The following is a 24,872-nucleotide window of genomic DNA, read 5'->3' on the forward strand; positions in this document are numbered from 1 at the left end:
ATCAATAGCTATCAAGTTAGACTAAATAGCTACTCTAACTATATAATTTAGAATCTATTTTCAATTCGGTGAATATGGTGGCACAAGCCAGTCAAACAGAACGGCTGCAGAATGACACGGGAAGCGTTGCCGGGCAGCGACTCAGAGAGGGCGCGCTGCTGCTGCTGGTGGCCATTTCGGCCTACCTGATGCTCTCCCTGGTGACCTACGCGCCTAATGATCCCGGCTGGTCCTATGCCGGTTCGCGGGAGTCTGCCGAGAATGCGGGCGGACTGGCCGGGGCCTGGCTGGCCGATGTGCTGCTGAATCTGTTCGGCCTCTGGGGCTACCTGTTTCCCCTGATGATCGGCTGGAGCGGCTGGCTGTTCCTGAAGGAGCGGAACCCGGATAACAGCCTGAATATTCCCATGGTCTCCCTGCGCTGGGTCGGTTTTCTGCTCACCCTCACCGCCGGCAGCAGTCTGGCGGCGCTGCATCTCTCCCACATCGCGACCTTTCTGCCGGGTGGCTCGGGGGGCATGCTGGGCGCCTTTTTTCAGCAACAGCTGGTGAGTGTCTTCAGCTTCGCCGGTGGCAGCCTGCTGCTGTTGGCCCTGATGCTGTCCGGGTTCACGCTGTTTACCGGGATCTCCTGGTTCCGGGTCATGGATGGCATGGGCGGCCTGGTGTTGCGGTTTTTCCGTTATCTGGGATCGTTCCAGGGGCGCCTGGCGGAGGCGCGTAAGGCCCGGGAGGTGAAGCGACGCCGCAGCGAGACCTTCAAGGCCGAGAAGAAACGTATCGAGAAACGCGTACCCCCCAAGATCGAGCCGGTCATCCGCGAGGTCAAGACCAGTGAGCGGGTAGAGAAGGAGAAGCAGGTTCAGCTGTTCGACAGCGCGGAGGAGGGGGGGCTGCCACCACTCGGGTTGCTCGACGAGGCGCGCAAGAGCGGTCTCGGCTACTCCAAGGAGGCGCTGGCCGCCATGTCCCAGCTGGTCGAGCTGAAGCTGAAGGATTTTGGTATCGAGGTGCAGGTGGTGGCGGTTCACCCGGGGCCGGTCATCACCCTGTTTGAGCTGCAGCTGGCACCGGGCACCAAGGCAAGCAAGATCACCAATCTCTCCAAAGATCTGGCGCGGGCGCTCTCCACTACCAGTGTCCGGGTGGTCGAGGTGATCCCGGGCAAGAGCGTCATCGGTCTGGAGATCCCCAATGAATATCGGGAGATGGTCTACCTGAGCGAGGTGCTGAAGTCGGAGGCCTACGATTCGGCCAAGTCCCGCCTGACCTTGGCGCTGGGCAAGGATATCGCCGGGAATCCCGCCGTGGCGGATCTGGGCAAGATGCCCCACGCCCTGATCGCCGGCACCACCGGTTCCGGTAAATCGGTGGCTATCAACGCCATGATCCTGAGCCTGCTGTACAAAGCCTCGCCGAAAGAGGTGCGGCTGATCATGGTGGATCCCAAGATGCTGGAACTGTCGGTCTATGAGGGGATTCCCCACCTGCTGACGCCGGTGGTGACCGACATGAAGGAGGCGGCCAACGCCTTGCGCTGGTGTGTCGGGGAGATGGAACGGCGCTATCGGCTGATGGCGGCATTGGGGGTGCGAAATATCGCCGGCTATAACAAGAAGGTGAGTGATGCGGAAAAGCGCGGCGAGCCGATCAAGGACCCGTTGTTCCAGCCCAATCCGCTGTTCGAGGCGCAGGAGATACCCAACCTGGAGCGCCTGCCGTACATCGTGGTCATAATCGATGAACTGGCGGATATGATGATGGTGGTGGGGAAAAAGGTGGAGGAGCTGATTGCCCGTCTGGCGCAGAAGGCGCGGGCCTCGGGTATTCACCTGCTGCTGGCCACCCAGCGTCCCTCGGTGGATGTTATTACCGGACTGATCAAGGCCAATATTCCCACCCGAATCGCCTTTCAGGTCTCCTCCCGAATCGACTCCAGGACCATCCTGGATCAGATGGGGGCGGAACACCTGCTGGGGCATGGCGATATGCTCTATCTGCAGCCCGGCGGCGGTTTTACCCAGCGCATGCACGGTGCCTTTGTGGATGACAACGAGGTGCACCGCGTGGTCGATCATCTGAAGAAGAGCGGTAAGCCCGACTATATCGAGGAGATCCTCCGGGAACCAACCGAGATGATTCCGGGTCTCTCTGGTGAGACCGGGGATACGGAAGACACCGATCCCCTGTACGATGAGGCGGTTCAGATCGTCACCGAATCGCGGCGGGCATCCATCTCCGGGGTGCAGCGCCGGCTGAAGATCGGTTACAACCGGGCCGCCCGATTGATTGAAGAGATGGAGCGGACCGGCATTGTCTCTCCCGCCCAGTCCAACGGCAATCGTGAGGTGCTGGCGCCTCCACCCCCCGAGATGTGATGTGATCAGATATTTGAAAATGTGTAAATGGCTTTTACTGCTGCTGCTGTTGGCGGTGCCCCCGGTCTTCGCCAGCACGGCGCTGCAGCAGATGGAGCGGTTTCTCACCGACATGCGGAGTCTTCAGGCCAGTTTTGAGCAGTCGGTACTCGATCCCCAGCAGCGTCAGGCGGCCCGCTCCCAGGGGGTTTTCTACATGCAGCGTCCAGGGCAGTTTCGCTGGGACTATTCGGAGCCCAACAAACAGCAGATCATCGCCGATGGGCGTCAGATCTGGCTGATCGACCCGGAACTGGAGCAGGCGAGTGTGCAGACCCAGAGCACGGCGCTACGGGGCACGCCGGCCATGTTCCTGATCGGTGGTGATCCGGTAGAGCAACATTTTGAAGTAATCGATATCGGTGACAGCCAGGGTTTTGCCTGGGTTGAGCTGATTCCCCGTGACCAGGAGAGCCAGTTCGTGCGGGTGCTGCTCGCTTTCCAGGGGAATCTGTTGCAGCGCATGGAGATGACCGACACCTTCGATCAGATCACGCGCTTCCAGTTTTACGACATCGAGCAGAATCCCACCTTCAATCCGGGCTTTTTTGTCTACACCCGGCCTGAATATTTCGATCTCTATCAACACTGAACACAGGCAAGCGGGTGCCGGATAACGATCTGTTTTCACAAGACGCTCCCGAGCTGATCCGGCCGCTGGCGGATAGGATGCGGCCGCGCACCCTGGACCAGTTTCTCGGTCAGGCCCATATCGTCGGGGAGGGCAAGCCGCTGCGTATGGCGATCGAATCCGACCGCCTCCACTCGCTCATCTTCTGGGGCCCCCCGGGAACCGGCAAGACCACCTTGGCGAGCCTGATTGCCCGCCACTCCGGTGCCCAGTTCCTCAGCCTCTCCGCCGTGCTCTCGGGGGTGAAGGATATCCGTGCCGCCGTCGACAAGGCGCGCGAGGCGCAGCGGGCGGATGGTCGGAAAACGGTCCTCTTTATCGACGAGGTGCACCGCTTCAACAAGGCGCAGCAGGATGCCTTTCTGCCTCATGTGGAGGATGGCACGTTGCTGTTCATCGGCGCCACCACGGAGAATCCCTCCTTCGAACTGAACAATGCGCTGCTCTCCAGGTCGCGCACCTATGTACTGAAAAGCCTGGCCCCGGATGACCTGGAAAGGATTATCGAGCAGGCCCTGGGCGATCCGGTCCATGGCCTGGGCAAGCGAGGACTACAGCTTGAACCGGAACTGCGGCGGCTGCTCGCGGAAGCCGCCGATGGCGATGCCCGGCGTGCCCTCAACCTGCTGGAGATCGCCGCCGATCTCTCCAGCGGCACCGAGATCGGTCGTTCGGCGGTGGAGGAGGTGGTTGGTGGCAATCTGCGGCGCTTCGATAAGGGCGGCGATGCCTTCTACGATCAGATCTCGGCCCTGCACAAGTCGGTGCGGGGCTCCGCGCCCGATGCCTCGCTCTACTGGTTCGCCCGCATGATCGACGGCGGCTGTGATCCCCTCTACATCGCCCGGCGGGTGGTGCGCATGGCCTCGGAGGATATCGGCAATGCCGATCCGCGCGCCCTCAGCATCGCCCTGAACGCCTGGGAGACCCAGGAGCGCCTGGGCAGCCCGGAGGGCGAATTGGCGATCGCCCAGGCGGTCCTCTACCTGGCCTGCGCCCCTAAGAGCAATGCGGTCTATACCGCCTACAAGGCAGTGATGCAGGATATCCAGGAATCGGGAACCCACGAGATCCCCGTCCACCTGAGGAATGCGCCGACCCGGCTGATGAAGGAGCTGGGTTATGGGCGCGCATACCGTTATGCCCACGACGAGCCGGATGGCTACGCCGCCGGCGAGAACTACTTCCCTGAAACCCTGCCGGCCAAGCGCTACTACTATCCCGTGGAGCGGGGGCTGGAGATAAAAATCGCCGAGAAGCTTGAACGGTTGCGAACCCTGGACCGGCAGGCGAAGAGCGGCAAATAGGCCGGTTCACGGGTTTAATCGTGCCGCCCAGTGTTCCGCGCATCTAACAGTGTGTAAAATGCTTTTTTTTAGGTGCCGACGGGGCGTGAGCATTGTTCCAGGTTTTGACCATTGCAGCGGGGGGAGCCATCGGCGCACTGATGCGTTTCTGGGTCTCCATTGGTATCCACGGGCTGTTCGGCAGAGGCTTTCCCTATGGCACCCTGACGGTGAATGTCCTGGGCTCCCTGGTGATGGGCTTTCTCTATATCCTGTTTCTGGAACGGATGAGTGTCAGCCCGGAGGTCAGGGGGGCCGTGCTGGTGGGGTTTCTGGGGGCGTTCACCACTTTCTCCACCTTCTCCATCGAGACGATAAATTTGATCGAGCAGGCGGATTTCGCCAAGGCCGGTCTCAATATGTTTTTGTCGGTTAGCGCCTGTCTGCTCGCCTGCTGGGCCGGCGTTGTCCTCGCGAGGCAGTTATGAACAGCAAACCAATTGTCATGGTGCGTATCTACCTGACCGAAGGAAAGCACCAGTATCAGCAGCTGCTGGAATTGCTGCACGACCGGGAACAGGTGGCCGGGGTCACGGCGTTTCGCGGGATTGCCGGATTTGGCCAGTCGGGCACCATGCACTCATCGACCCTGCTCGATATATCCCTGGATCTGCCTATAATTCTGGAATTTTTCGACACGCCTGAAAAAGTGGCTAAAGTACTTGAACACCTGAATCCTCTAATCAAGCCGGGCCACATCGTCAGCTGGTCGGCGACCGTCAACAGTGGTGAATAAAACATGCTCGACCCCCGTTTACTGAGAACTGAACTTGAAGCAACAGCTGCCCAACTGAAACGGCGGGGTGTCCTGCTGGATATCGCGCGTATCCAGTCCCTGGAAGAGTCCAGAAAAAGACTCCAGGTGGCCGCGCAGGAGCTGCAGAACCAGCGCAACAGCCGCTCCAAACAGATCGGCAGGGCGAAGGCCGCCGGCGAGGATATCCAGCCGCTGCTGGCGGAGGTCGCGGAGCTGGGGGATAAACTCAAGCGCGCCCAGGATGAGCTGAATACCGTCCAGGAGCAGCTGAGCGAGATCGCCCTGGGGATACCGAATATCCCCCACAGCTCGGTTCCCGATGGCAGGGACGAGGCGGACAATCGCGAGGAGCGTCGCTGGGGCGAGCCCAAAAGGTTTGATTTCGAGCCGCGGGATCATGTGGATCTGGGCGCCGCCAAGGGCTGGCTGGATTTCGAGGCCGCGGCAAAAATCACCGGATCGCGTTTCGTCACCATGCAGGGGCCGCTGGCCCGGATGCACCGGGCCCTGGCCCAGTTCATGCTGGACACCCATACCAGCGAGCACGGTTACACCGAAACCTATGTGCCGTTCATGGTGAATGCCGACAGTCTGCAGGGGACCGGACAACTGCCCAAGTTCGAGGAAGATCTGTTCAAACTCGCCGGCGAGCTGCCCTATTACCTGATCCCCACGGCCGAAGTCCCGGTAACCAATCTGGTGCGTGGGGAGATCATCGAGGCTGGGGATATGCCGCGCAAGTGGGTCTCCCAGACGCCCTGTTTCCGCAGCGAAGCCGGCTCCTATGGCCGCGATACCCGGGGCATGATCCGGCAGCATCAGTTCGAAAAGGTGGAGATGGTGCAGATCGTCCGGCCTGCGGATTCCTACGCCGTGCTGGAATCGCTCACCGGTCATGCGGAAACCATCTTGCAGAAGCTCGGCCTGCCCTACCGCGTGGTCACCCTGTGCACCGGTGATATCGGATTCTCCGCCGCCAAGACCTACGATATCGAGGTCTGGCTGCCGGCCCAGAATACCTACCGCGAGATCTCCTCCTGTTCCAATTTCGAGGATTTTCAGGCGCGCCGTCTGCAGGCGCGCTGGCGCAATCCGGAAACCGGCAAACCCGAGCTGGTGCATACCCTGAACGGTTCGGGGCTGGCGGTGGGGCGCACCCTGGTCGCGGTGATGGAGAACTATCAGCAGGCCGACGGCAGCATCATCGTTCCGGAGGTGCTGCGACCCTACATGGGCGGTATGGAACGATTGGCCTGAGGCGATATACTGACAGCAGTGTAACTACTCACGGGGTGATTGCCCTGCCTTGCCGGCCTCACACGATGGCTTGCCTCCTCGAATCCGGTCCCTTTTTCAGCGCCTGCCCAAACTCGCTTCGCTCAAACAAGGGCAGGCTTGAATCTGAAAAAGGGGCTGGATTCGAGGCGCCATCAAGATCGGCCAACAAGGCAGGCCAATCACCTACAGACCGGGTGAGTAGTTACACCGCAGAAATAAACAACGCGGCCAAAGGCCGCGTTTTTTATGGTGGTCAGCGCCGGAGAACGGTGCTCACACCAGCATTATCAGCAGCAGCACAAAGCCCACCATCGCGAGCAGGGGAATCACGGCCGCCATCCAGTCGCCCTGCTGGGCCTTGGGGCCGTTCTGCATCCACTGCTTGGCGCGCGGATAGAGGAAGAAAAGCATCATCCCCAGGGTGGCGGCCATGGCGAGCTGCAGCCAGATATTATCCATCGATACCTCCAAACAAAACCCCGGCCTCAGCCGGGGTCTGAACTGGCCTGGTCAGCCGTAAGGATTAGTCATCGCCGCCAAATATGCCCAGAATCTGCAGCAGGGCGATGAAGATATTGAAGATGGCCATGTACAGGCTGTAGGTGGCGAAGATGTAGTTGGTCTCGCCGCCATTCATCATCTGGCTGGTCTGGAACAGGATATAGGCGCTCATCAGCAACATCACGCCGGCGGAAATGGCCAACGACAGGAACGGCAGTTGCAGGAAGATGTTGGCGATGATCGCCACCATCATAACCAGCATACCGGCAAACACGAAGCCACCCATGAAGCTGAAATCACGCTTGCTGGTCAGGGCGTAGCCGGAAAGCCCGAGGAAAATCACACCGGTCCCGCCCAGGGCGGTGGCGATGGTTTGTGGGCCGTGCGGCAGTTGCAGATAGAGGGTCAGGATGGCGCCCAAACCAAAACCGAGCAGACCGGTGATCAGGAAGATCACCCCAAGGCCGGCCGAAGAATTGGCGGTACGCGGCAGCACAAACATACCCAGCAGCATGGCGCCGATCACCGAGATCATATAGGCAATGGGCGGCATGGCGAAAAACATGGAAACCATCGCCATGATGGCGCTGAAGAACAGCGTGGCCGACAGCAGCATGTAGGTGTTCTTGATGACTTTGTTTACCGCTAGTGCACTTTGTGCAGGCTGTGCGATAGTCTGGTTAAATCGATTCATGTTGCACTTTCTCCATTAAATCCGATGGTTATGCAGGTTATTGAACAGCCGATACTGACTAGTATGACTGCAGTAGAACCTGTTGGTTCATATTTGCTGGAATGATCATAGCATACTGAATTGAGGCGGAAGTTCAATAAATCAAGCCCGTAAAATAGCGTGGGTAAGTACTGGCGAAACCCTGTTGGATCGGGTATTCTTCGCAACGCAAAATTCTGGAGAGATGGCAGAGCGGTTGAATGCACTGGTCTTGAAAACCAGCGAGGGTTTGTAGCCCTCCCAGGGTTCGAATCCCTGTCTCTCCGCCAAAATATTTTCTTAATTTACAGGTAGTTAAGGAAGCGTAATTAAGAAGAGGGACTGTTTGGGGACCACATTGGGACCCAGTGCGACCAGGGAGGGTCGATGCACCCCCGCCACTCGCTTGATTTCCCTTGTTAGCGAATTCCTGTCTATCCGGCCCTTCTCCTGGACGCAACGATCCCCTCCCAGGCGGCCACGCCTGCATACCGGTACTTCATATTCAATGTGTACAATATGCCTGCATCAAATATGAACGCTTACCGGACGTGAGTCCATTGGCAATATTAATGCTATAGATGGTTAAGTCATGATATTTATCGATATTATTCTCGGACCAGAAACGCAGCAGAGGTGGCGCTCATGACCACAATCGATGTCTTCAACGGGGACGCCGACGGTATCTGCGCACTGCTGCAGCTGCGATTGGCGGATCCGCTTGAGACGATCCTGGTCACGGGGGTCAAGCGCGATATCAATCTGTTGCGCCGGGTGAATGCAGGCGCCGGCGACCGGGTGAATGTCCTGGATGTCTCGCTGGCGCAGAACAGGGACGATGTGCTCCGCCTGCTTGACAGTGGCGCGGAACTTTTCTATGTGGACCATCACATGGCGGGGGAGATTCCCGATCATCCCGGTCTGAATACCATTATCGATACCGGTCCGGATGTCTGTACCAGCATCTTGATCGACCGCTATCTGAAGGGCCGCTTCACCCCCTGGGCGGTGACGGCGGCCTTTGGTGACAACATGCTGAACGCCGCGGAGATCCTCGGTCGACGGGCCGGTCTGGCGCTGGCACAGCTGGAACGCCTGAAGGTGCTGGGCACCTGCATTAACTACAACGGTTATGGCGCGGTCGTGGATGATCTGCATGTGGCCCCGGATGAACTGTTCAGGGCGCTGCTGGCTTACCCGGATCCAGAGAATTTTATCTCCGATTCCAGCTCGTGTTACCAACAACTGCACGCGGGTTATCGCGGTGATATCGCCCGGGCCGATGCGGTCAGGCCGGACTATGCGACGGATGCGGTGGCTGTCTACATACTGCCTGATGAGGCCTGGGCGCGCCGGGTCAGCGGGGTATTCGGCAATGCACTGGCCAACGCCCATCCGCAACGGGCGCACGCGGTGGTCACACCCGATCGTTTGGGCGGATATCAGGTCAGTGTACGTGCCCCGCTGGAGAATAAGGCAGGGGCCGATGAACTCTGCAGCCAGTTTCCGTCCGGCGGGGGCCGGCGTGGTGCGGCCGGAATCAATCATCTTCCACTGGATCGGTACGCCGATTTTGTCGCTGCTTTTCAGGCACGGTATGCGTAGGGTGGCTGGGTTGCAGGGGGAACGGGGTCGCAGTTCAGCAGGCGATTTGTCTATATATTGCGGAATGTCACAGATACAGGGTTCATCGGGCTCGACGATTCAATGAACTCAGTCTTGACAGCCGGGTGTGTTACAGTTAGCTTTGCCGCTTGAATAAATAGTTATTAATTTCCTACTCGTGCAGTGCGGTGCGGTTCGGTGGATGTCTGGCCTAGTTGGGGTGGTTGAGTGATCAATGTACTGCTTGTTGATGATCATGAACTCGTGCGAACGGGGTTTCGTCATATCCTCCAGGACTCCCCCGGCATTGAGGTGGTGGGAGAGGCGGAGAGCGGTGAGGACGCCGTTATCAAGGCCAAGCAGTTGAAGCCCGACCTGGTACTGATGGATATCAATATGCCGGGAATCGGCGGTATCGAGGCTACCCGGCGTATTCGCCGCCAGAATCCCGCCACCCAGGTGATCGCGGTGACGGTGCTTTCCGATGCACCGTTTCCGGAACAGTTGCACGAGGCCGGAGCGCTTGGATACCTCACCAAAGGCTGCCCGGCCGAGGAGTTGTTCCGGGCCATCAAGATGGTTGCATCCGGGCGGCCCTTCATATCGAATGAAGTCTCCCAGAAACTGACCCTGGCCATGTTGACCGGCAGTAATCCCGATTCCCCCTTCGACCGGCTCTCGCAGCGGGAGATGCAGGTTCTGCTGATGATCACCCAGGGACAGAAAACCCAGTTCATATCGGATTCCCTCTGCCTCAGTCCCAAGACCGTCAGCACCTATCGGCATCGGTTGTTTGAAAAGCTGGATGTCGAGACCGACGTGGAACTGACGCTGCTGGCGATCCGTCACGGCCTGATTTCAACGGGCAGTTAGCCGTGTTCGATCCCACATGCCGTCAATGTCCGCGCCTGGCGGAGTTTCTGGACCAGGTGAAAGCGGACCATCCGGACTACTATGCCCGGCCGGTCCCGCCCTTCGGCGACACGGCGGCACGACTGCTGGTGGTGGGGTTGGCACCGGGTATGCACGGCGCCAACGCTACCGGGCGCCCCTTTACCGGGGACTATGCCGGCATCCTGTTATATGAAACATTGCATCGATTCGGTTTTGGCAGCAAACCCGACTCGCTATCGGTTGAGGATGACCTGCGGCTCAGTGATTGCCGGATCACCAATGCGGTAAAGTGCCTGCCGCCCCAGAACAAGCCGGTTGGCAGTGAGATCAATACCTGTAATCGCTATCTTGCGGAGGAGCTGAAAACGCTGCCGTCGTCGGGGGTTGTGGTGGCGTTGGGGCTGGTTGCCCATAACGCGGTACTCAAGGCCTCGGGCCTGAAGCAGGGCGCCTATAAGTTTGCCCACGCCGCGCACCACCTGCTGCCGAACGGTCTGCAATTGATCGACTCCTATCACTGCAGCCGTTACAACACCCAGACACGACGCTTGACGCCTGAGATGTTCCATAGCGTATTTGCCCATGCCAGAACGGTGCTGAACGCTCTATAATCGCCCTATGGCGGCAGAACTTCCCATACCAGCTTTCGATCACAAGAGTTTTCTCAACCATCTGACCAGACTGCCCGGCGTCTATCGCATGCTCGATGCCGATGGCGCCGTGCTCTACGTGGGCAAGGCCAAAGACCTGAAAAGGCGGGTCAGCAGCTATTTCTCCCGGGCGCAGAACCGGCGCATTCAATTGATGGTCTCCAGGATCCACGCCATCGAGGTGACCGTTACCCATACGGAGGCCGAGGCGCTGATCCTGGAAAATAACCTGATCAAGAGCCTCAAGCCCAAATACAACATCCTGCTGCGGGATGATAAAGGTTACCCCTATATCTATCTGTCGGCTGACCCCTTCCCGCGACTGGCATACCACCGTGGAAAACGCCGGGCGAAAGGGCGCTTTTTCGGACCTTATCCGAATGCCGGTTCGATGCGTGAAACCCTGCAGTTGCTACAGAAGCTGTTTCCCGTCCGGCAGTGTGACGATACCTTTTACAACAATCGCTCCAGGCCCTGCCTGCAGTATCAGATCAAGCGCTGCAGCGCCCCCTGTGTCGGACTGGTCTCCCAAGCCGATTATGCGGAGGATGTAAAGGATGCGGTACTGTTTCTCGAGGGCAAGGCCAACCAGGTGATCGATGGCCTGGTGAAGCGTATGGAGAAGGCCGCGGCGGCGCTGGAGTTTGAACAGGCGGCCCGCCTGCGCGACCAGATCGCTGCCTTGAGCCGGGTGCAGGAGAGGCAGTACATTACCGGTGAGCGGGGCGATATGGACATCATCGCCTGCTGCGCCAAGGGCGGTGCCGCCTGTATCCAGCTGTTTGTCATTCGCAACGGCCGCAACCTCGGCAACAAGAGTTTCTTCCCCAATACCGCCGGTGTCGAGCAGGAGGGGGCGATCCTCGCCGCCTTTATCGCCCAATATTACATCGGCAAGCAGATTCCCCAGGAGATCCTGCTCAGCCACGTGCCCGATGACAAACCGCTGCTGGAACAGGTCCTGACCCAGGAGAGTGGCCACCAGGTGAAACTGCGTCGGGAGGTGCGGGGTAGCCGGGCGCAGGGTCTGCGCATGGCGCTGCACAATGCTCAGCTCGCACTGGATGCAAGGCTCGCCAGCCGGGCGGGGATGCAGCGGCGAGTCGAGGCGTTGCAGCAGAGTCTCTCTCTGGATGAGTCGCCCAACCGGATGGAGTGCTTCGATATCAGCCATACCGGTGGTGAACTGACCGTTGCCTCCTGCGTGGTGTTCGATGCCACGGGGCCGCTCAAGGCGGATTACCGGCGCTTCAACATCGAGGGTATCCAGGGCGGGGACGATTACGCGGCGATGGCCCAGGCACTGACCCGGCGCTATACCCGCATCCAGACCGGGGAGGGCGTGCTGCCCGACATCCTGTTCATCGATGGCGGCAAGGGGCAACTGCGGGCGGCGGCCAATGTGCTTGAGGAGCTGGCGGTTGTGGGCGTGCAGCTGGTGGGGGTCGCGAAAGGGCCGGATCGGCGCCCGGGCATGGAGCAACTGTTCTTGTTCGGTGCAGATAGCCCCATTATACTGCCAACAGATTCGCCCGCCTTGCACCTGATCCAGCAGATTCGGGATGAGGCGCACCGGTTCGCCATTACTGGCCATCGTCAGCGGCGGGAGAAGAGCAGGAAAACATCAGTGCTGGAACAGATTCCAGGGATCGGAGCGAAGCGGCGGCAACGCCTGCTGAAGCAGTTTGGCGGATTACAGGGCATCGCCCGTGCGGGCATTGTCGATCTGGAACGGGTAGAGGGGATCAGTCGCAAACTGGCTGAGCAGATCTACGCCGCCTTTCATGAAGATAAATAGAGAAGCATGTTTCAGAATATACCCAATGTACTGACACTCCTGCGGATGCTCCTGATCCCGGTTTTTGTGGTGCTGTTCTATCTGCCGTGGCAGTACGCCGCGCAGGCCTGCGCCATCGTCTTTGCCCTGGCGGCGGTGACCGACTGGTTTGACGGCTATCTCGCCCGAAGATTGGAACAGGTATCCGCGCTCGGCGCATTCCTCGATCCGGTGGCGGACAAGCTGATGGTCGCCGCGGCACTGATCCTGCTGGTGCAACAGGACCCGATCCCCGGGCTGGCCATTCCGGTACTGGTAATTATCGGGCGGGAGATCACCATTTCCGCCCTGCGTGAGTGGATGGCGGAGATCGGCGCGCGGGCGCAGATTGCGGTCTCGGCCATCGGCAAGGTGAAGACGGGCTTCCAGATGACCGCCATTTTCCTGATGATCTACCGCGATGATTTGTATGGCCTGCCGCTGTACACCATCGGCTTCGTGCTGCTGTACGTGGCGGTCATCCTGACCCTCTGGTCGATGTTTATGTACCTGCGGGCCGCCTGGCCCAGCCTCAATGATACGGCGGAGCAGCAGGCGGAGGAAAACGGCCGATCTTCGGCTTGACACTTTCGGCGGGGAGACTACAATAGCCCGCGCATCAGGAGACGCGGGAATAGCTCAGCTGGTAGAGCACAACCTTGCCAAGGTTGGGGTCGCGAGTTCGAATCTCGTTTCCCGCTCCAAGTTACGGAATACCCCGGGCAATGACTCGGGGTTTTCTTCTTCAGGTGGTGGAAAACTTGCTAAAAATGCCGGATACTTCCGCCCCTGTACAGATATATGGCTGAGTAGCAAAGTGGTTATGCAGCGGTTTGCAAAACCGTCCACCTCGGTTCGACTCCGGGCTCAGCCTCCATTTTATCCGCTTTAAACTCCGCTGCCCGGGTGGCGAAATTGGTAGACGCAGCGGACTTAAAATCCGCCGGCCATTGCGGCCGTGCCGGTTCAAGTCCGGCCCCGGGCACCATCCATCAATAACTTACTTTAACGCCTTGATCAACGCGCTGTGATCGAGATTGCCCTGGCCCTGGTCGATCAGGGATTTGTAGAGTTGCATATTGAGTTTGGTTGCCGGTAAATCCAGGCCGCACAGGGCGGCCAGCTCAAGCGCCTGCACGAGGTCTTTGTATTGCGTTGTAATTTTCCCGCCCGGTTTAAAATTTTCCTCAATCATCCGCTGACCATGCACTTCAAGTATCCGTGAGCCGGCAAAGCCACCCATAAGCGCCTCACGAACCTTGGCCGGGTCTGCACCGGCACGCTTCGCCAGCGCCAGCGCTTCGGCAACTGCACCGATGTTTAGTCCGACGATGATCTGATTTGCCGCTTTGGCGATTTGACCGGCCCCGACATCACCGACATGGGTAAACTTGGATCCAAGCACACCGAAGAGGGGGAGGGCACGCTGTATGGATTCGATATCTCCACCCGCCATGATGGTCAGGGTGCCGTTGATGGCGCCGATCTCGCCGCCTGACACCGGGGCGTCGATGTAACCGGCGCCGGCCTCATTCAAGCGTCTGGCGAACTCCCGAGTGGGAACGACCGCTGTCGTCCCCATATCAATGACCAAGGCGTTCTTCCGCAGACCCTCTATCAGTCCCGATTTTCCGAACAGGACCTGCTCCACCGCGGGGGTGTCGGCGACCATTAACAGGATGATTTCTGCGGAGCGGGCGACCTCTGCCGGTGATGGGACGGCGCCGATGTCCGGCCTTTCAAGTTGTCTTGCGGCTTCCCGGCTGCGGTTATGAATGATCAGACGGGCGCCGGCCTTATGCAGATTCAGGCACATGGGTCGTCCCATCAGGCCCAGACCGATAAAACCCAGAGTGTAATCTTTCAGTGTGTTCATGGTTCGGTCAGTCGCCTACTCATGGGGGCTCCGATCGTTATCATCAGAGAGTATGGCATAGCCTGGCGGGAATTCTCTCAGGGCAGGGGTCTGTGATGCCTTCTCCATAATGCAGAGGGGTTCATCTGAAAGGCGTTGTGTCAGGCTAACCTAACGCAAGTAGTTCCTTACGGTTATATTTTATTACTCAAGTATAGGAGTTAATTTCACAAAGCCCGAATCGCTGAATTCGTAGGGTGAGGAGTGGTACATGGATGTACCGTTTACGGACCTGAGGATGGCATAAGCTTGCGCATCCACCGCCATCCGATTCATGGTGGATGCGCTGATGCTTATCCACCCTACAAGTACTGCGAACCCCGACACTTTAGATATTAGAGAGAATTTGGATCTCTATTTGTCGGTTGGGAAAACGTCGCCTACACTGTAATCGATTAGTTACGCATTGCGGTATAAAAAGCCATTGGTACTGGTAACGCCGGCTTGAATAGGAATTTATAGATAGTTTTAGCCGCCGCATTGGTAGGGTGAACTATGGGTGTTAACGCGACTGAGTGACAGATTAAAATAAAATGAGCAAAAAAGCCGTTGTACTAGTGACACGAAAACTTCCAGTTGCGGTCGAGGCGCGTCTGGAGCGTGATTACGATGCCCGTTTCAACAGCGAAGACAAGCTCTATACCAGTGACGAGCTCGTGCGATTGGCTGCCGGTGCTGACGCAATCCTTCCCTGCCACACAGAGAAGCTAACCGCGGAAGTTATTGAGCGCCTGCCGGACAGCGTGCGATCGATCTGCAGCTTCTCGGTGGGATTTGATCACATCGACCTCAATGCCGCGAAAGCTCGTGGAATCACCGTCACCAACACACCGGATGTGCTCAGCGATGCCACGGCGGAGATTGCCATGCTGTTGCTGCTCGGAGCGGCCCGACGGGCCTACGAGGGGGAGCAGGAGATCCGCCTCGGGAGCTGGGGTGACTGGAGTCCGACCTACAGGCTTGGCGTGCAAGTCACCGGTAAACGCCTGGGTATCCTGGGCATGGGCAGGGTGGGCCAGATCATGGCTAAACGCGCCCGCGGCTTCGACATGGAGATCCACTACTACAATCGCAGCAGACTCCCCACCGACCTCGAGGCGGGTGCTGTCTACCATGAGCACCTGGAACAACTGCTGCCCCAGTGCGATTTTCTCTCGATTCATTGCCCGGCCACTCCTGAAACACACCATCTGATGAATGCTGAACGCATCGGCTTGCTCCCGGACGGGGCGATACTGGTGAATACCGCACGGGGTGCCATCGTGGATGACGACGCCCTGATCGCGGCCCTGTGCTCCGGCAAGCTATTCGCCGCCGGACTCGATGTGTTCAACAATGAACCGAATATCGACCCCCGCTACAAGGCGTTGGAAAACATATTCATGCTGCCCCATATCGGTAGCGCCACGCGGGAAACCCGGGATGCCATGGGCTTCAGGGCACTGGATAATCTTGATGCCATTGTCTGCGGAGATGCGCCCCTTGACAGGTTGGTCTAGGCCGAGGGGCGTGTATTTCACCGGTTATACGGATGAAGCGAAGTCGATTGCCTATACTGTTTTGATAATTCAGTAGAAGTCGGTAAGCGAAGGAGGACAGTTATATCTTTATATGACTGATTTAAAGGCGTAGGTGGTAATACCCACTTGAGGAGGATAACAACATGCAACACAAAAAAAACAGTTGTGACATGGTGGCCGGCGTGGAAGTGAAAAAGGCAGCAACCAGCCGGCGCACGTTTCTGAAAAGCGGGCTTGCCGTGGCAGCTGGTTCCGTTGCGGCTGGTTTCCCGATGATATCCGTGGCGGCCCCGAAGGTCATCAAGATGCAGACCTCCTGGCCATCATCCGATATCTGGATGGATTTTGCCCGCCAGTATACAGATCGTGTGGAGCGCATGTCGGGCGGCCGCCTGAAGGTGGACCTGCTGCCCGCAGGCGCTGTTGTCAAGGCGTTCCAGGTCATGGACGCGGTTAGTGACGGCGTACTCGATGCGGCACATACCGTACCGGTCTACTGGTACGGCAAGCACAAGGCGGCCTCGCTGTTCGGCACCGGCCCGGTGTTCGGCGGCAGTGCCACCACCATGCTTGCCTGGTTCAATGCCGGCGGTGGCAAGGACCTCTACCGCGAGCTGACCCAGGATATCATGGGCCTCAATGTTTACGGTTTCCTGGGGTTCCCGATGCCGGCGCAGCCGTTCGGCTGGTTTAAAACTCCGATAACCAAGGCATCGGAAGTGAAGGGTTTCAAGTACCGTACCGTAGGCCTGGCAGCGGACCTGATGCAGAAGATGGGCATGAGCGTCGCCCAACTACCGGGTGGCGAGATTGTGCCGGCGATGGAGCGCGGCGTGATCGACGCCTTCGAGTTCAACAACCCCTCGTCGGACCTGCGATTCGGCTCGCCGGACGTGGCCAAGCACTACTTCCTGTCGTCCTACCACCAGGCCAGCGAGAGCTTCGAGTTTCTGTTCAACAAGGACTTCTACGACGACCTGGACGACGATATGAAGGCGATCCTGGAGTACGGTGTGGAGTCGGCAAGCACGGCGAATACCGCGATTGCCCTGGACAACTACTCCAAGGATCTCATAGAGATACAGAAGAAGGGCGTCACGGTGCACCGCACCTCTCAGGAGATTCTGGATGCGGAGCTCAAGGCCTGGGATGAGATCATCCCCGACCTGGAGAAAGATCCCTATATGAAAAAGGTGCTCGACAGCCAGCGTGCCTGGGTCGACCGGGTCGTGTTCTATGAGTTGATGAACTCGCCGGACTACACCTTGGCATACAACCACTACTTCCCGGGCAAGCTGAAGCTCTGACCGGCTGTGACCGTGCAACCCACCCTGCGGCGCTATCGGTGAGAGACCGGCGCAGGGTGGGGCGGGGAACTGAATGGCACTTACTTATGCCAAGAACTACCGTCATCCCGGCGCAGGCCGGGATCCAGACTGCTCAAGGGTGGCGGTATTCCTGGATTCCGGCATGCGCCGGAATGACGAGCTCTGTAGTTTCGGGGCGGGTACTTAAGTAACTGCCATTCGGGTCTGACCTTAACTCGCAGCCCTAAGGATAAAGGAAAAAGCATGCTCGGCTACATACAGTTTGCCGACCGCCTGTCGGCGTGGTTCGGCAAGGCATTCGCCTGGCTGATCCTGGTCATGGCGATCGGCGTCGGTTACGAAGTCTTCGTTCGTTACGGCCTCAACGCACCCACCAGCTGGGCGTTTGATCTGTCATATATTACCTACGGCACGCTGTTCATGATGGGCGGCGCCTATACGCTGTCGCGTGGCGGGCATGTGCGCGGCGACTTCATCTATCGGCTGTGGAAACCGCGGACCCAGGCGCGCGTCGAGCTGGTGCTCTATTTCCTGTTCTTCTTCCCGGGTGTCCTCGCGCTGATTATCTCCGGTTGGAAGTATGCCGAGCGCTCCTGGCGCTATCTCGAGGTCAGCGTCAACAGCCCTGCCGGCATCCCGGTATTCCAGTTCAAGACCGTGATTGTCGCGGCGGGCATCCTGTTGTTCATCCAGGGTATCGCACAGGTCTTCCGCTGCGTCATCTGTATCCGCACCGGCGAATGGATCGTCGCCGCCGAGGATATCGAGGAGACGGAGGTGCAACTGGCGCGTGAGGGTGCCGCTGAGATCGGCAGTTTTGCATCACATGTGGCGCGTGAGGATGGACACGATCTGGAAGAGCAGCAACACGAACTGGACGAAAGGCAGCAGCACACAAAAAGAAAACCCGATGACCAGGAGCGCAACTGAGCCATGTCTGATCCGATAATCGCACTGTCGATGCTGGCGATCTTCCTGTTCATCATCCTGCTTGGCTTTCCGGTCGCCTTCACGCTGATGGCGATGGGCATCATGTTTGGCTACTACGCCTATTTCGATGCGCACCGGATGTGGCGGACCTACAACCGGGCTATCGAAAGCGGCGATCCGGACCAGTGGACACAGATCGAGTTGTGGATTGACGGGCTGTTTAACAACCGGATCTTCGACCTGTTCGTCAACCAGACCTACTCGGTGATGGCCAACGACGTGCTCACCGCCGTCCCGCTGTTCCTGTTCATGGGCTACATCGTCGAGCGCGCCAACATCGTCGCGCGACTGTTCCATACCCTTAACATCGCCGCCCGCCACATACCCGGTTCGATGGCGGTGGCCGCATTGATCACCTGCACCCTGTTCGCCACCGCCACCGGCATCGTCGGTGCGGTTGTGACCCTGATGGGGTTGCTGGCCTTCCCGGCGATGCTCAAGGCGCGTTACGACACCAGCCTGGCTGCCGGGGTCATCTGTGCCGGTGGCACACTCGGTATCCTGATTCCGCCGTCGATCATGCTGATCGTCTACGCGGCGGCGTCTGGTGTGTCTATCGTCAAACTGTATGCCGGTGCGCTGTTGCCCGGTCTGCTGCTGGCGGGCCTTTATGTTGTCTACGTGGTCGGCCGCTCGATGCTGCAGCCGCAGCTTGCGCCCAAGCCGACCCGCGAGGAGGTCGGTGAATTCACGGTCGGCCAGATTGTTGTGCGGCTGTTGACCTCGTTCTTTCCGCTCGCCTTTCTGATCCTGTCGGTGCTGGGCGCCATCCTGTTCGGCCTGGCCACGCCCTCGGAGGCGGCCGCGATCGGCGCCCTCGGCGGTCTGGCGCTCACCTTCGCCTACCGGGCGTTCACCTGGCAGCGGCTGCGGGAATCGGTCTATCTGACCTTGCGCACAACAGCAATGGTGTGCTGGTTGTTCGTCGGCTCCTGGACCTTCTCCTCGGTGTTCTCCTATCTCGGCGGCGAGCAGATCATCAGCGAATACGTCACCGGTCTGGACATCTCGCCCGTGGTTTTCCTGATCATGGCGCAGATCATTATCTTCCTGCTCGGTTGGCCGCTGGAGTGGTCCGAGATCATCATCATTTTCGTACCGATCTTTCTGCCGCTACTGCCGCATTTCGGTATCGATCCCCTGTTCTTTGGCATCCTGGTGGCACTCAATCTGCAGACCTCGTTCCTGACACCGCCGATGGCGATGTCGGCCTATTATCTGAAGGGTATCGCGCCGCCGCACGTGCAGTTGAATCAGATCTTCAAGGGTAACTATCCCTATCTCGTCATGGTGTTGTTCGCCATGGTAATCCTGTACAACTTCCCCGGAATCACTTTCTGGCTGCCGGATCTGATCTATGGCCGTTGAGCAACAAAAAATAGCAACAAATTCCCCCGATTTGGCCGACCTCAACGCATTGGCGGCACGCCAGCGGATCGCCGATGGAGCGCTGAGCGCTGTCGAGCTGACCGCCGCTTGCCTGCGCCGGATCGCTACTTGCGAAGAGTCAATCCAGGCCTGGTCCAGCCTGGACGAAGGCTATGCGATGAGTCAGGCGGAGCGGCTCGATGCCTACCGCCAGACCGGACGGCCGCTCGGGCCGCTGCACGGCCTGCCGGTGGGCATCAAGGATATTATCGATACCCGTGACCTGCCGACCGAGAATGGCAACGCGTTCGATGCCGGTCGTCGTCCGGGCGAGGATGCCTGGCTGGTGGCACGCCTGCGTGCCGCCGGTGCCGTGATTCTCGGCAAGACAGTCACCACCGAATGTGCCTACCTTGCACCCGCCAAGACGCGCAATCCGCACAACCTGGAGCATACCCCGGGAGGCTCTTCGTCGGGCTCGGCGGCGGCGGTCGCAAGTGGCATGGTGCCGTTCGCGGTCGGTACCCAGACCGGCGGCTCCGTGATCCGACCCGCCTCGTATTGTGGCGTGGTCGGCTTCAAACCCACCTTCGGCCTGATCCCGCGTAACGGTGTCCTGCGCACCTCGCGACAACTCGACACCGTGGGGACTTTTGGGCGGACGATCGAGGATGTGGCCCTGCTTGCCGATGTGCTTGCCGGTTACGATGCGGCTGACCCGGACACGACGCCTGCGGCTGCGCCACGGATTCTCAACACCGCGCTGTCCGACCCACCGGTGACGCCACAGCTGGCATTCGTCAAGACACCCGCCTGGAGCGGGATCGAGGTGGATTGCGCCGCGGGTTTCGCCGAACTGGTTGCGGCGCTCGGCGAGCGCTGCGACGAGGTTGAGTTGCCGAAGATATTCAGTGAGGGGGCGGCGGCACATCGTCGCATCATGCTGGCCGAGATTGCACACAACCTGCGTCACTACTACCAACGCGGAGCCGACTGTCTGGCGGAGGAGACGCGTGGGGCGATCGAAGAGGGCCGCGGGATCAGCGCCGTCGATTATCTCGCCGCCCGCGACTGGCGCGAAACGCTCTACGCCGGGTTGGAGGAGGTTTTCGATCGCTATGACGCAATTGTCACACCGGCCGCGACCGGCGAGGCACCGGCCGGCTTCGGCAGTACCGGCAGTGCAGCATTCAATGTCCTGTGGTCTTTCCTTGGTGTGCCGGCCGTGACCCTGCCATTGCTGACCGGCGAAAACGGCATGCCGATCGGCGTGCAACTGGTGGGCCGCCGTCACGCCGACGGGCGGCTGCTACGCACCGCGCGTTGGCTGGTCAATACATTGGGAGCCTGAATTGGTCAGGTCCGGGAAAGGTCGAGTGATATGTTAGACAAGATCATGGCCATCATCGCATTGACGACAATGATCACTTTCCTGGCGGTGGTCGCCTGGTTCGTGCCGGACATCGATCTGATCATTGTTATCAGCCTGGTTTCGCTGCTGGCGATCTACGATTTCTGGCGCACGCTACGCGAAAAAGGCAACAACAGTAACGGATAACCGGCGGGCTGCCTGGCGGTATGAAGGCAGCCGTAAATCCAAGCCTGTCCGCCCACCCAACCGCCTGCCGGGCTATTCACATGAAATGGTCAGGTTGACCGCCTTGGCGAGGGTATTGGCAACGATACAGCCGCGCTCGGCAATGGTGACCAGTTTTTTCAGTTCCGCCGGTGCGGAGCATTGCGCCGTGATGGTCATGTGAATATCGGTATAGCGGGCCGGGCTATCGGCAAGCTCTCCGGCGACGCTGGCCCTGGCGTTGTCGATCTCGACATTCCTCGCCTTGGCCGCCGCCAGCAGATTGCTCATGAAGCAACCCCCGAGACCCATTAACAGTGTCTCCCCACCCATCGGGCCCTTGTTCTGTCCGCCCTTTGCTTCCGGACGGTCCATGATGTGCGAGTGATCACGGGCCTCTCCCCGGGATGATGAGTAATCCATTTGATCAACGGTGACATGGACGGTTGGCATGGTCGAATTCCTCGTATCGTCAGATCTCCTCTGGTGAGGAGAGGGTTGGTGATGTGCTGGTGGTGTCAATTCGATAACTTTGGATGAAACCGCCTCAGTTAGATGCGGGTATCTTCCGTTTCGTAGGGTGGATAAGCCGGTAGGCGCATGCCATCCTCAGGTCCGTAAACGGTACATTGCGTCCTCAGCTCCGTAAACGGTACATCCCTGTACCACTACTCATGTACCACTTCTCACCACGGCCATGGTGGATGCGCTGTCGCTTATCCACCCTACAAAAGTACTTAATCAAATTGCAGAACCAGTAGTGAATTCCCGTTAGGAGGCCGCCCGCCGATGGTCTGCCTCACGCGATCTCGTGACCCGCCAGCGCCTCCAGCGCCTTGACCAGTGCGGAGTGATCGAGATCTCCGGAACAGGCGTTGAACAGCTCCTGGGTGGTGGCCGTATTCGGCAGGCTCAGGCCCAGTTCACGGGCGCCCGTGAGTGCCAGGTTAAGGTCTTTCTGATGCAGGGCGATACGGAATCCCGGGTCGAAGGTGCGTTTGATCATGCGTTCGCCGTGCACCTCAAGGATCTTTGATCCGGCAAAACCACCCATCAGCGCCTGTCTCACCCCTGCCGGGTCGACACCCGCCCGGGATGCGAACAGCAGCGCTTCGCCCACCGCCTCAATGGTGAGGGCGACAATTATCTGATTCGCCACCTTGCAGGTCTGGCCGGCGCCGTTAGCACCGACCAGGGTGATGTGCTTGCCCATTAGCTCGAACAGCGGTTTGGCCTTTACAAATGCGCCGTCCGGTCCACCTACCATGATGGTAAGTGCGGCGGCCTTGGCGCCCACTTCACCACCGGATACCGGGGCATCCAGATAATCGCAGCCAAGCTGATTGATCCTGGATGCAAAGGCCTTGGTTTCGATCGGCGAGATGGAACTCATGTCGATCAGCAGTTTACCGGGGCTCAATCCTGCAGCCACCCCATTCTCCCCAAACAGCACCTGATCCACATGGGGTGTGTCGGGCACCATGGTGATAACGATATCGGCCTGCTCTGCGACCTCTTTGGCGGAGTCACACGCCACCGCACCGCTGTCGAGCAGCTCCCGGGGAAGGGGAGTGCGGTGTCGTACCAGGTAGAGCTGGTGGCCCCCTGCCTGCAGGTGTCCGGCCATGGGCTTGCCCATGATGCCCACGCCGATGAATCCGATTTTGCTCATATCTACCTCCGTTCCATCGTTTATGTAAGGTGGATTCCGCCTGTTTCGGCGAACACATCCGCGGCAATCCCCGGGTGGCCTTGGCCGGGCGGTTGCCGATCGGTGGATAATGAGTCGTCTATTTCATGATCGGCATATGAAAATCCGCGCCGGAACGGATACCCTCGGGCCAGCGTGAAGTGATGGTCTTCAGCTTGGTATAGAAGTGGATGCCCTCCATGCCGTGCACATGTATGTCCCCGAACAGGGAGCGTTTCCATCCACCAAAGCTATGGAACGCCATGGGTACCGGAATCGGCACGTTGATGCCCACCATGCCCACCTGTACCCGCGATGCATAGGTGCGTGCGGTATCGCCATCGCGGGTAAATATGGCGGTGCCGTTGCCAAGCTCATGGTCGTTGACCATCCTGAGGGCGGTCTCGAAATCGGCTGTGCGCAGCACGCACAGCACCGGGCCGAAGATCTCCTCCTGGTAGATGCGCATATCGGTCGACACCCGGTCGAACAGGCAGCCGCCGAGAAAAAAACCGTTTTCATGGTCAGCAATCGTCCGGTTGCGACCATCCACCAGTAGTTGTGCCCCCTCGGCAACGCCCAGGTCCACATAGTCCTTGACCCGGTCCCGGTGTTCACCGGTGACCAGTGGTCCCATCTCTGCGGCGGGGTCGGTGCCGGGGCCAATCCTCAGGTTTTCCACTCGCGGTGCCAGTCTCTCGACCAGGGCATCGGCGGTCTGATCACCGACGGCCACCGCCACGGAGATTGCCATGCAGCGTTCACCGGCGGAGCCGTAGGCGGCCCCTATCAGGGCATCGGCGGCCTGATCCATATCGGCATCCGGCATGACGACCATGTGGTTCTTGGCGCCACCCAGGGCCTGGACCCGCTTGCCGTGGCTGGAAGCCGTCTGATAGATGTGCTCGGCAATCGGCGTGGAACCGACAAAGCTGACACCGGCCACCCCGGGGTGGGTGAGCAGCGTGTCGACCGCCTCCCGGTCACCGTTCAAAACATTCAACACACCGTCCGGCAGGCCCGCTTCGCTCAGCAACTCGGCTAGCCGCAAGGCGGTGGAGGGTACTTTCTCGGATGTCTTCAGGATAAAGGTGTTGCCGCAGACGATCGAGAGCGGAAACATCCACATGGGCACCATGGCCGGAAAATTGAAGGGGGTAATGCCCACACAGACGCCCAGTGGCTGGCGTACCGAGTGGCTGTCAACATTGGTGCCGACATTTTCGGAGAAGCCACCCTTCAGCAAATGGGGGGCGCCACAGGCAAACTCCACCACCTCCATGCCCCGAATCACTGAACCCCGGGCATCGCTGATCACTTTGCCATGTTCCGCGGATACCAGTTTGGCGAGTTCCTCCAGGTGTTGGTCGAGCAGCGCCTTAAACCGGAAAAGTACCCTGGCGCGGTGCAGTGGAGGGGTATCCCGCCAGGCGGCGAACGCCTTGCCCGCGACCGCTACCACCCGGCTTGCCTCATCTGCCGATGCCAGCGGCACCCGCGCGCTGAGCTCGCCGGTCGCGGGATTGAACACGTCACCATAGCGGCCGCTGGTACCCTCGACCCGTTGTCCGCCTATATAGTGGTGCAGCGTCTTGATCATCTCCATATCCTCTCAATTGCCATCAGCGCTTCTATTAAGTTAGTCCAAAATTTCCGCTATGGTGAACAAAGCCGCTGCAGCGTGTGGTTGTCGTTACCGAGGCGACCGGGAATATCATTACTGGTGTATTCGGGGTGTGTGGGTGGCTTTTCGGGCTACACGAATCTTGTGCATGACGGGTTGGCTAGATCGCCCGTTAAGCCAGACTTGAAATCCGCAACTGGTGGTGAACCTGCCGCTTCAACTCCGGCCCCAGGTACCTTATAAACCCGATCATT

At 59.1% G+C, this 24,872-nt stretch carries 23 protein-coding genes and 4 tRNA genes; 21 read left to right on the plus strand and 6 right to left on the minus strand.

Annotated features, from left to right (window positions below):
• The first annotated feature begins 104 nt into the window (after positions 1–104).
• The 6 genes from NPX02_RS02340 to serS all read left to right on the plus strand — a co-directional run bounded on the left by NPX02_RS02340 (position 105) and on the right by serS (position 6,408).
• Positions 105–2,378: a DNA translocase FtsK gene (locus NPX02_RS02340; protein WP_305792719.1), complete on the plus strand. Its 2,274-nt coding sequence runs from the start codon at positions 105–107 to the stop codon at positions 2,376–2,378.
• 19 nt (positions 2,379–2,397) lie between these two features.
• Positions 2,398–3,009 carry an outer membrane lipoprotein periplasmic chaperone LolA gene (gene lolA, locus NPX02_RS02345; protein ID WP_260291565.1) on the plus strand — a complete coding sequence of 204 codons (612 nt, stop codon included), beginning with the start codon at positions 2,398–2,400 and terminating at the stop codon, positions 3,007–3,009.
• 77 nt (positions 3,010–3,086) lie between these two features.
• Positions 3,087–4,355 carry a replication-associated recombination protein A gene (locus tag NPX02_RS02350; protein WP_260291663.1) on the plus strand — a complete coding sequence of 423 codons (1,269 nt, stop codon included), beginning with the start codon at positions 3,087–3,089 and terminating at the stop codon, positions 4,353–4,355.
• 104 nt (positions 4,356–4,459) lie between these two features.
• On the plus strand, positions 4,460–4,822 hold the full coding sequence (gene crcB / locus NPX02_RS02355) for a fluoride efflux transporter CrcB (RefSeq protein ID WP_335342504.1): 363 nt from the start codon (positions 4,460–4,462) through the stop codon (positions 4,820–4,822).
• Positions 4,819–5,130: a DUF190 domain-containing protein gene (locus NPX02_RS02360; protein ID WP_260291567.1), complete on the plus strand. Its 312-nt coding sequence runs from the start codon at positions 4,819–4,821 to the stop codon at positions 5,128–5,130. Before crcB ends, NPX02_RS02360 begins: the two co-directional genes overlap by 4 nt.
• Before the next feature lie 3 nt (positions 5,131–5,133).
• Positions 5,134–6,408, plus strand: a complete 1,275-nt coding sequence (gene serS / locus NPX02_RS02365) for a serine--tRNA ligase (protein WP_260291568.1) — start codon at positions 5,134–5,136, stop codon at positions 6,406–6,408.
• A gap of 294 nt (positions 6,409–6,702) precedes the next feature.
• Here serS and NPX02_RS02370 read toward each other — a convergent pair whose 3' ends face one another.
• Entirely contained in the window at positions 6,703–6,888 is a 186-nt protein-coding gene (locus NPX02_RS02370; RefSeq protein WP_260291569.1) for a hypothetical protein, read from the minus strand.
• 64 nt (positions 6,889–6,952) lie between these two features.
• Positions 6,953–7,624, minus strand: a complete 672-nt coding sequence (locus tag NPX02_RS02375) for a Bax inhibitor-1/YccA family protein (RefSeq protein WP_260291570.1) — start codon at positions 7,622–7,624, stop codon at positions 6,953–6,955.
• Positions 7,625–7,841: 217 nt separating this feature from the next.
• Here NPX02_RS02375 and NPX02_RS02380 point away from each other — a divergent pair.
• The 9 genes from NPX02_RS02380 (at position 7,842) to NPX02_RS02420 (ending at position 13,595) form a co-directional block, all read left to right on the plus strand.
• Positions 7,842–7,932: transfer RNA gene (locus NPX02_RS02380), tRNA-Ser, on the plus strand.
• 355 nt (positions 7,933–8,287) lie between these two features.
• Complete coding sequence (locus NPX02_RS02385; RefSeq protein WP_260291571.1) at positions 8,288–9,247, plus strand: DHH family phosphoesterase; 960 nt, start codon at positions 8,288–8,290, stop codon at positions 9,245–9,247.
• A 228-nt stretch (positions 9,248–9,475) separates the two neighbouring features.
• Complete coding sequence (locus tag NPX02_RS02390; RefSeq protein WP_260291572.1) at positions 9,476–10,120, plus strand: response regulator; 645 nt, start codon at positions 9,476–9,478, stop codon at positions 10,118–10,120.
• A 2-nt stretch (positions 10,121–10,122) separates the two neighbouring features.
• A complete protein-coding gene (locus tag NPX02_RS02395; RefSeq protein WP_260291573.1) occupies positions 10,123–10,752 on the plus strand; it encodes a uracil-DNA glycosylase in 630 nt (209 codons plus the stop codon).
• Positions 10,753–10,759: 7 nt separating this feature from the next.
• Positions 10,760–12,589 (plus strand): excinuclease ABC subunit UvrC, encoded by a 1,830-nt coding sequence (uvrC, locus tag NPX02_RS02400; RefSeq protein WP_260291574.1) that lies wholly within the window; start codon positions 10,760–10,762, stop codon positions 12,587–12,589.
• Between the two features lie 6 nt (positions 12,590–12,595).
• The gene (gene pgsA, locus NPX02_RS02405) at positions 12,596–13,192 is read left to right on the plus strand and encodes a CDP-diacylglycerol--glycerol-3-phosphate 3-phosphatidyltransferase (protein ID WP_260291575.1); all 597 of its coding nucleotides are present in this window, start codon (positions 12,596–12,598) and stop codon (positions 13,190–13,192) included.
• A 43-nt stretch (positions 13,193–13,235) separates the two neighbouring features.
• Positions 13,236–13,311: transfer RNA gene (locus NPX02_RS02410), tRNA-Gly, on the plus strand.
• Between the two features lie 99 nt (positions 13,312–13,410).
• Positions 13,411–13,484, plus strand: a tRNA-Cys gene (locus NPX02_RS02415).
• Positions 13,485–13,507: 23 nt separating this feature from the next.
• A tRNA-Leu gene (locus NPX02_RS02420) sits at positions 13,508–13,595 on the plus strand.
• 12 nt (positions 13,596–13,607) lie between these two features.
• On the opposite strand, the gene NPX02_RS02425 is transcribed toward NPX02_RS02420, so the two are convergent.
• Positions 13,608–14,483: an NAD(P)-dependent oxidoreductase gene (locus NPX02_RS02425; protein ID WP_260291576.1), complete on the minus strand. Its 876-nt coding sequence runs from the start codon at positions 14,481–14,483 to the stop codon at positions 13,608–13,610.
• 572 nt (positions 14,484–15,055) lie between these two features.
• Here NPX02_RS02425 and NPX02_RS02430 point away from each other — a divergent pair.
• From NPX02_RS02430 to NPX02_RS02455, 6 genes are all read left to right on the plus strand, one after another.
• Positions 15,056–16,021: a 2-hydroxyacid dehydrogenase gene (locus tag NPX02_RS02430; protein ID WP_260291579.1), complete on the plus strand. Its 966-nt coding sequence runs from the start codon at positions 15,056–15,058 to the stop codon at positions 16,019–16,021.
• Positions 16,022–16,185: 164 nt separating this feature from the next.
• Positions 16,186–17,349 carry a TRAP transporter substrate-binding protein gene (locus tag NPX02_RS02435; protein WP_335342505.1) on the plus strand — a complete coding sequence of 388 codons (1,164 nt, stop codon included), beginning with the start codon at positions 16,186–16,188 and terminating at the stop codon, positions 17,347–17,349.
• Between the two features lie 264 nt (positions 17,350–17,613).
• Positions 17,614–18,300 (plus strand): TRAP transporter small permease subunit, encoded by a 687-nt coding sequence (locus NPX02_RS02440; protein ID WP_260291581.1) that lies wholly within the window; start codon positions 17,614–17,616, stop codon positions 18,298–18,300.
• Positions 18,301–18,303: 3 nt separating this feature from the next.
• On the plus strand, positions 18,304–19,728 hold the full coding sequence (locus NPX02_RS02445) for a TRAP transporter large permease (RefSeq protein WP_260291583.1): 1,425 nt from the start codon (positions 18,304–18,306) through the stop codon (positions 19,726–19,728).
• Positions 19,718–21,079 carry an amidase gene (locus tag NPX02_RS02450; protein ID WP_260291585.1) on the plus strand — a complete coding sequence of 454 codons (1,362 nt, stop codon included), beginning with the start codon at positions 19,718–19,720 and terminating at the stop codon, positions 21,077–21,079. Before NPX02_RS02445 ends, NPX02_RS02450 begins: the two co-directional genes overlap by 11 nt.
• Before the next feature lie 30 nt (positions 21,080–21,109).
• Positions 21,110–21,286, plus strand: a complete 177-nt coding sequence (locus NPX02_RS02455) for a hypothetical protein (RefSeq protein WP_260291587.1) — start codon at positions 21,110–21,112, stop codon at positions 21,284–21,286.
• 72 nt (positions 21,287–21,358) lie between these two features.
• On the opposite strand, the gene NPX02_RS02460 is transcribed toward NPX02_RS02455, so the two are convergent.
• From NPX02_RS02460 to NPX02_RS02470, 3 genes are all read right to left on the minus strand, one after another.
• Positions 21,359–21,757, minus strand: a complete 399-nt coding sequence (locus NPX02_RS02460) for an OsmC family protein (protein ID WP_260291588.1) — start codon at positions 21,755–21,757, stop codon at positions 21,359–21,361.
• A 346-nt stretch (positions 21,758–22,103) separates the two neighbouring features.
• A complete protein-coding gene (locus NPX02_RS02465) occupies positions 22,104–23,087 on the minus strand; it encodes a 2-hydroxy-3-oxopropionate reductase (RefSeq protein ID WP_470423638.1) in 984 nt (327 codons plus the stop codon).
• 7 nt (positions 23,088–23,094) lie between these two features.
• Positions 23,095–24,594, minus strand: coding sequence for a CoA-acylating methylmalonate-semialdehyde dehydrogenase (locus tag NPX02_RS02470; RefSeq protein WP_305792713.1), 1,500 nt, complete (start codon positions 24,592–24,594; stop codon positions 23,095–23,097).
• Positions 24,595–24,872 lie beyond the last annotated feature (278 nt).

The organism is Sedimenticola hydrogenitrophicus, assembly GCF_025175675.1.
Lineage (GTDB): Bacteria > Pseudomonadota > Gammaproteobacteria > Chromatiales > Chromatiaceae > Sedimenticola > Sedimenticola hydrogenitrophicus.

What these genes read in the sequence shown, in the direction of transcription:
- lolA (WP_260291565.1), top strand. Translation starts at nt 2,398, where the DNA reads ATGTGTAAATGGCTTTTACTGCTGCTGCTGTTGGCGGTGCCCCCGGTC.
- NPX02_RS02350 (WP_260291663.1), top strand. Translation starts at nt 3,087, where the DNA reads ATGCGGCCGCGCACCCTGGACCAGTTTCTCGGTCAGGCCCATATCGTC.
- NPX02_RS02360 (WP_260291567.1), top strand. Translation starts at nt 4,819, where the DNA reads ATGAACAGCAAACCAATTGTCATGGTGCGTATCTACCTGACCGAAGGA.
- serS (WP_260291568.1), top strand. Translation starts at nt 5,134, where the DNA reads ATGCTCGACCCCCGTTTACTGAGAACTGAACTTGAAGCAACAGCTGCC.
- NPX02_RS02370 (WP_260291569.1), bottom strand. Translation starts at nt 6,888, where the DNA reads ATGGATAATATCTGGCTGCAGCTCGCCATGGCCGCCACCCTGGGGATG.
- NPX02_RS02375 (WP_260291570.1), bottom strand. Translation starts at nt 7,624, where the DNA reads ATGAATCGATTTAACCAGACTATCGCACAGCCTGCACAAAGTGCACTA.
- NPX02_RS02385 (WP_260291571.1), top strand. Translation starts at nt 8,288, where the DNA reads ATGACCACAATCGATGTCTTCAACGGGGACGCCGACGGTATCTGCGCA.
- uvrC (WP_260291574.1), top strand. Translation starts at nt 10,760, where the DNA reads ATGGCGGCAGAACTTCCCATACCAGCTTTCGATCACAAGAGTTTTCTC.
- pgsA (WP_260291575.1), top strand. Translation starts at nt 12,596, where the DNA reads ATGTTTCAGAATATACCCAATGTACTGACACTCCTGCGGATGCTCCTG.
- NPX02_RS02425 (WP_260291576.1), bottom strand. Translation starts at nt 14,483, where the DNA reads ATGAACACACTGAAAGATTACACTCTGGGTTTTATCGGTCTGGGCCTG.
- NPX02_RS02430 (WP_260291579.1), top strand. Translation starts at nt 15,056, where the DNA reads ATGAGCAAAAAAGCCGTTGTACTAGTGACACGAAAACTTCCAGTTGCG.
- NPX02_RS02435 (WP_335342505.1), top strand. Translation starts at nt 16,186, where the DNA reads ATGCAACACAAAAAAAACAGTTGTGACATGGTGGCCGGCGTGGAAGTG.
- NPX02_RS02440 (WP_260291581.1), top strand. Translation starts at nt 17,614, where the DNA reads ATGCTCGGCTACATACAGTTTGCCGACCGCCTGTCGGCGTGGTTCGGC.
- NPX02_RS02445 (WP_260291583.1), top strand. Translation starts at nt 18,304, where the DNA reads ATGTCTGATCCGATAATCGCACTGTCGATGCTGGCGATCTTCCTGTTC.
- NPX02_RS02450 (WP_260291585.1), top strand. Translation starts at nt 19,718, where the DNA reads ATGGCCGTTGAGCAACAAAAAATAGCAACAAATTCCCCCGATTTGGCC.
- NPX02_RS02455 (WP_260291587.1), top strand. Translation starts at nt 21,110, where the DNA reads ATGTTAGACAAGATCATGGCCATCATCGCATTGACGACAATGATCACT.
- NPX02_RS02460 (WP_260291588.1), bottom strand. Translation starts at nt 21,757, where the DNA reads ATGCCAACCGTCCATGTCACCGTTGATCAAATGGATTACTCATCATCC.
- NPX02_RS02470 (WP_305792713.1), bottom strand. Translation starts at nt 24,594, where the DNA reads ATGATCAAGACGCTGCACCACTATATAGGCGGACAACGGGTCGAGGGT.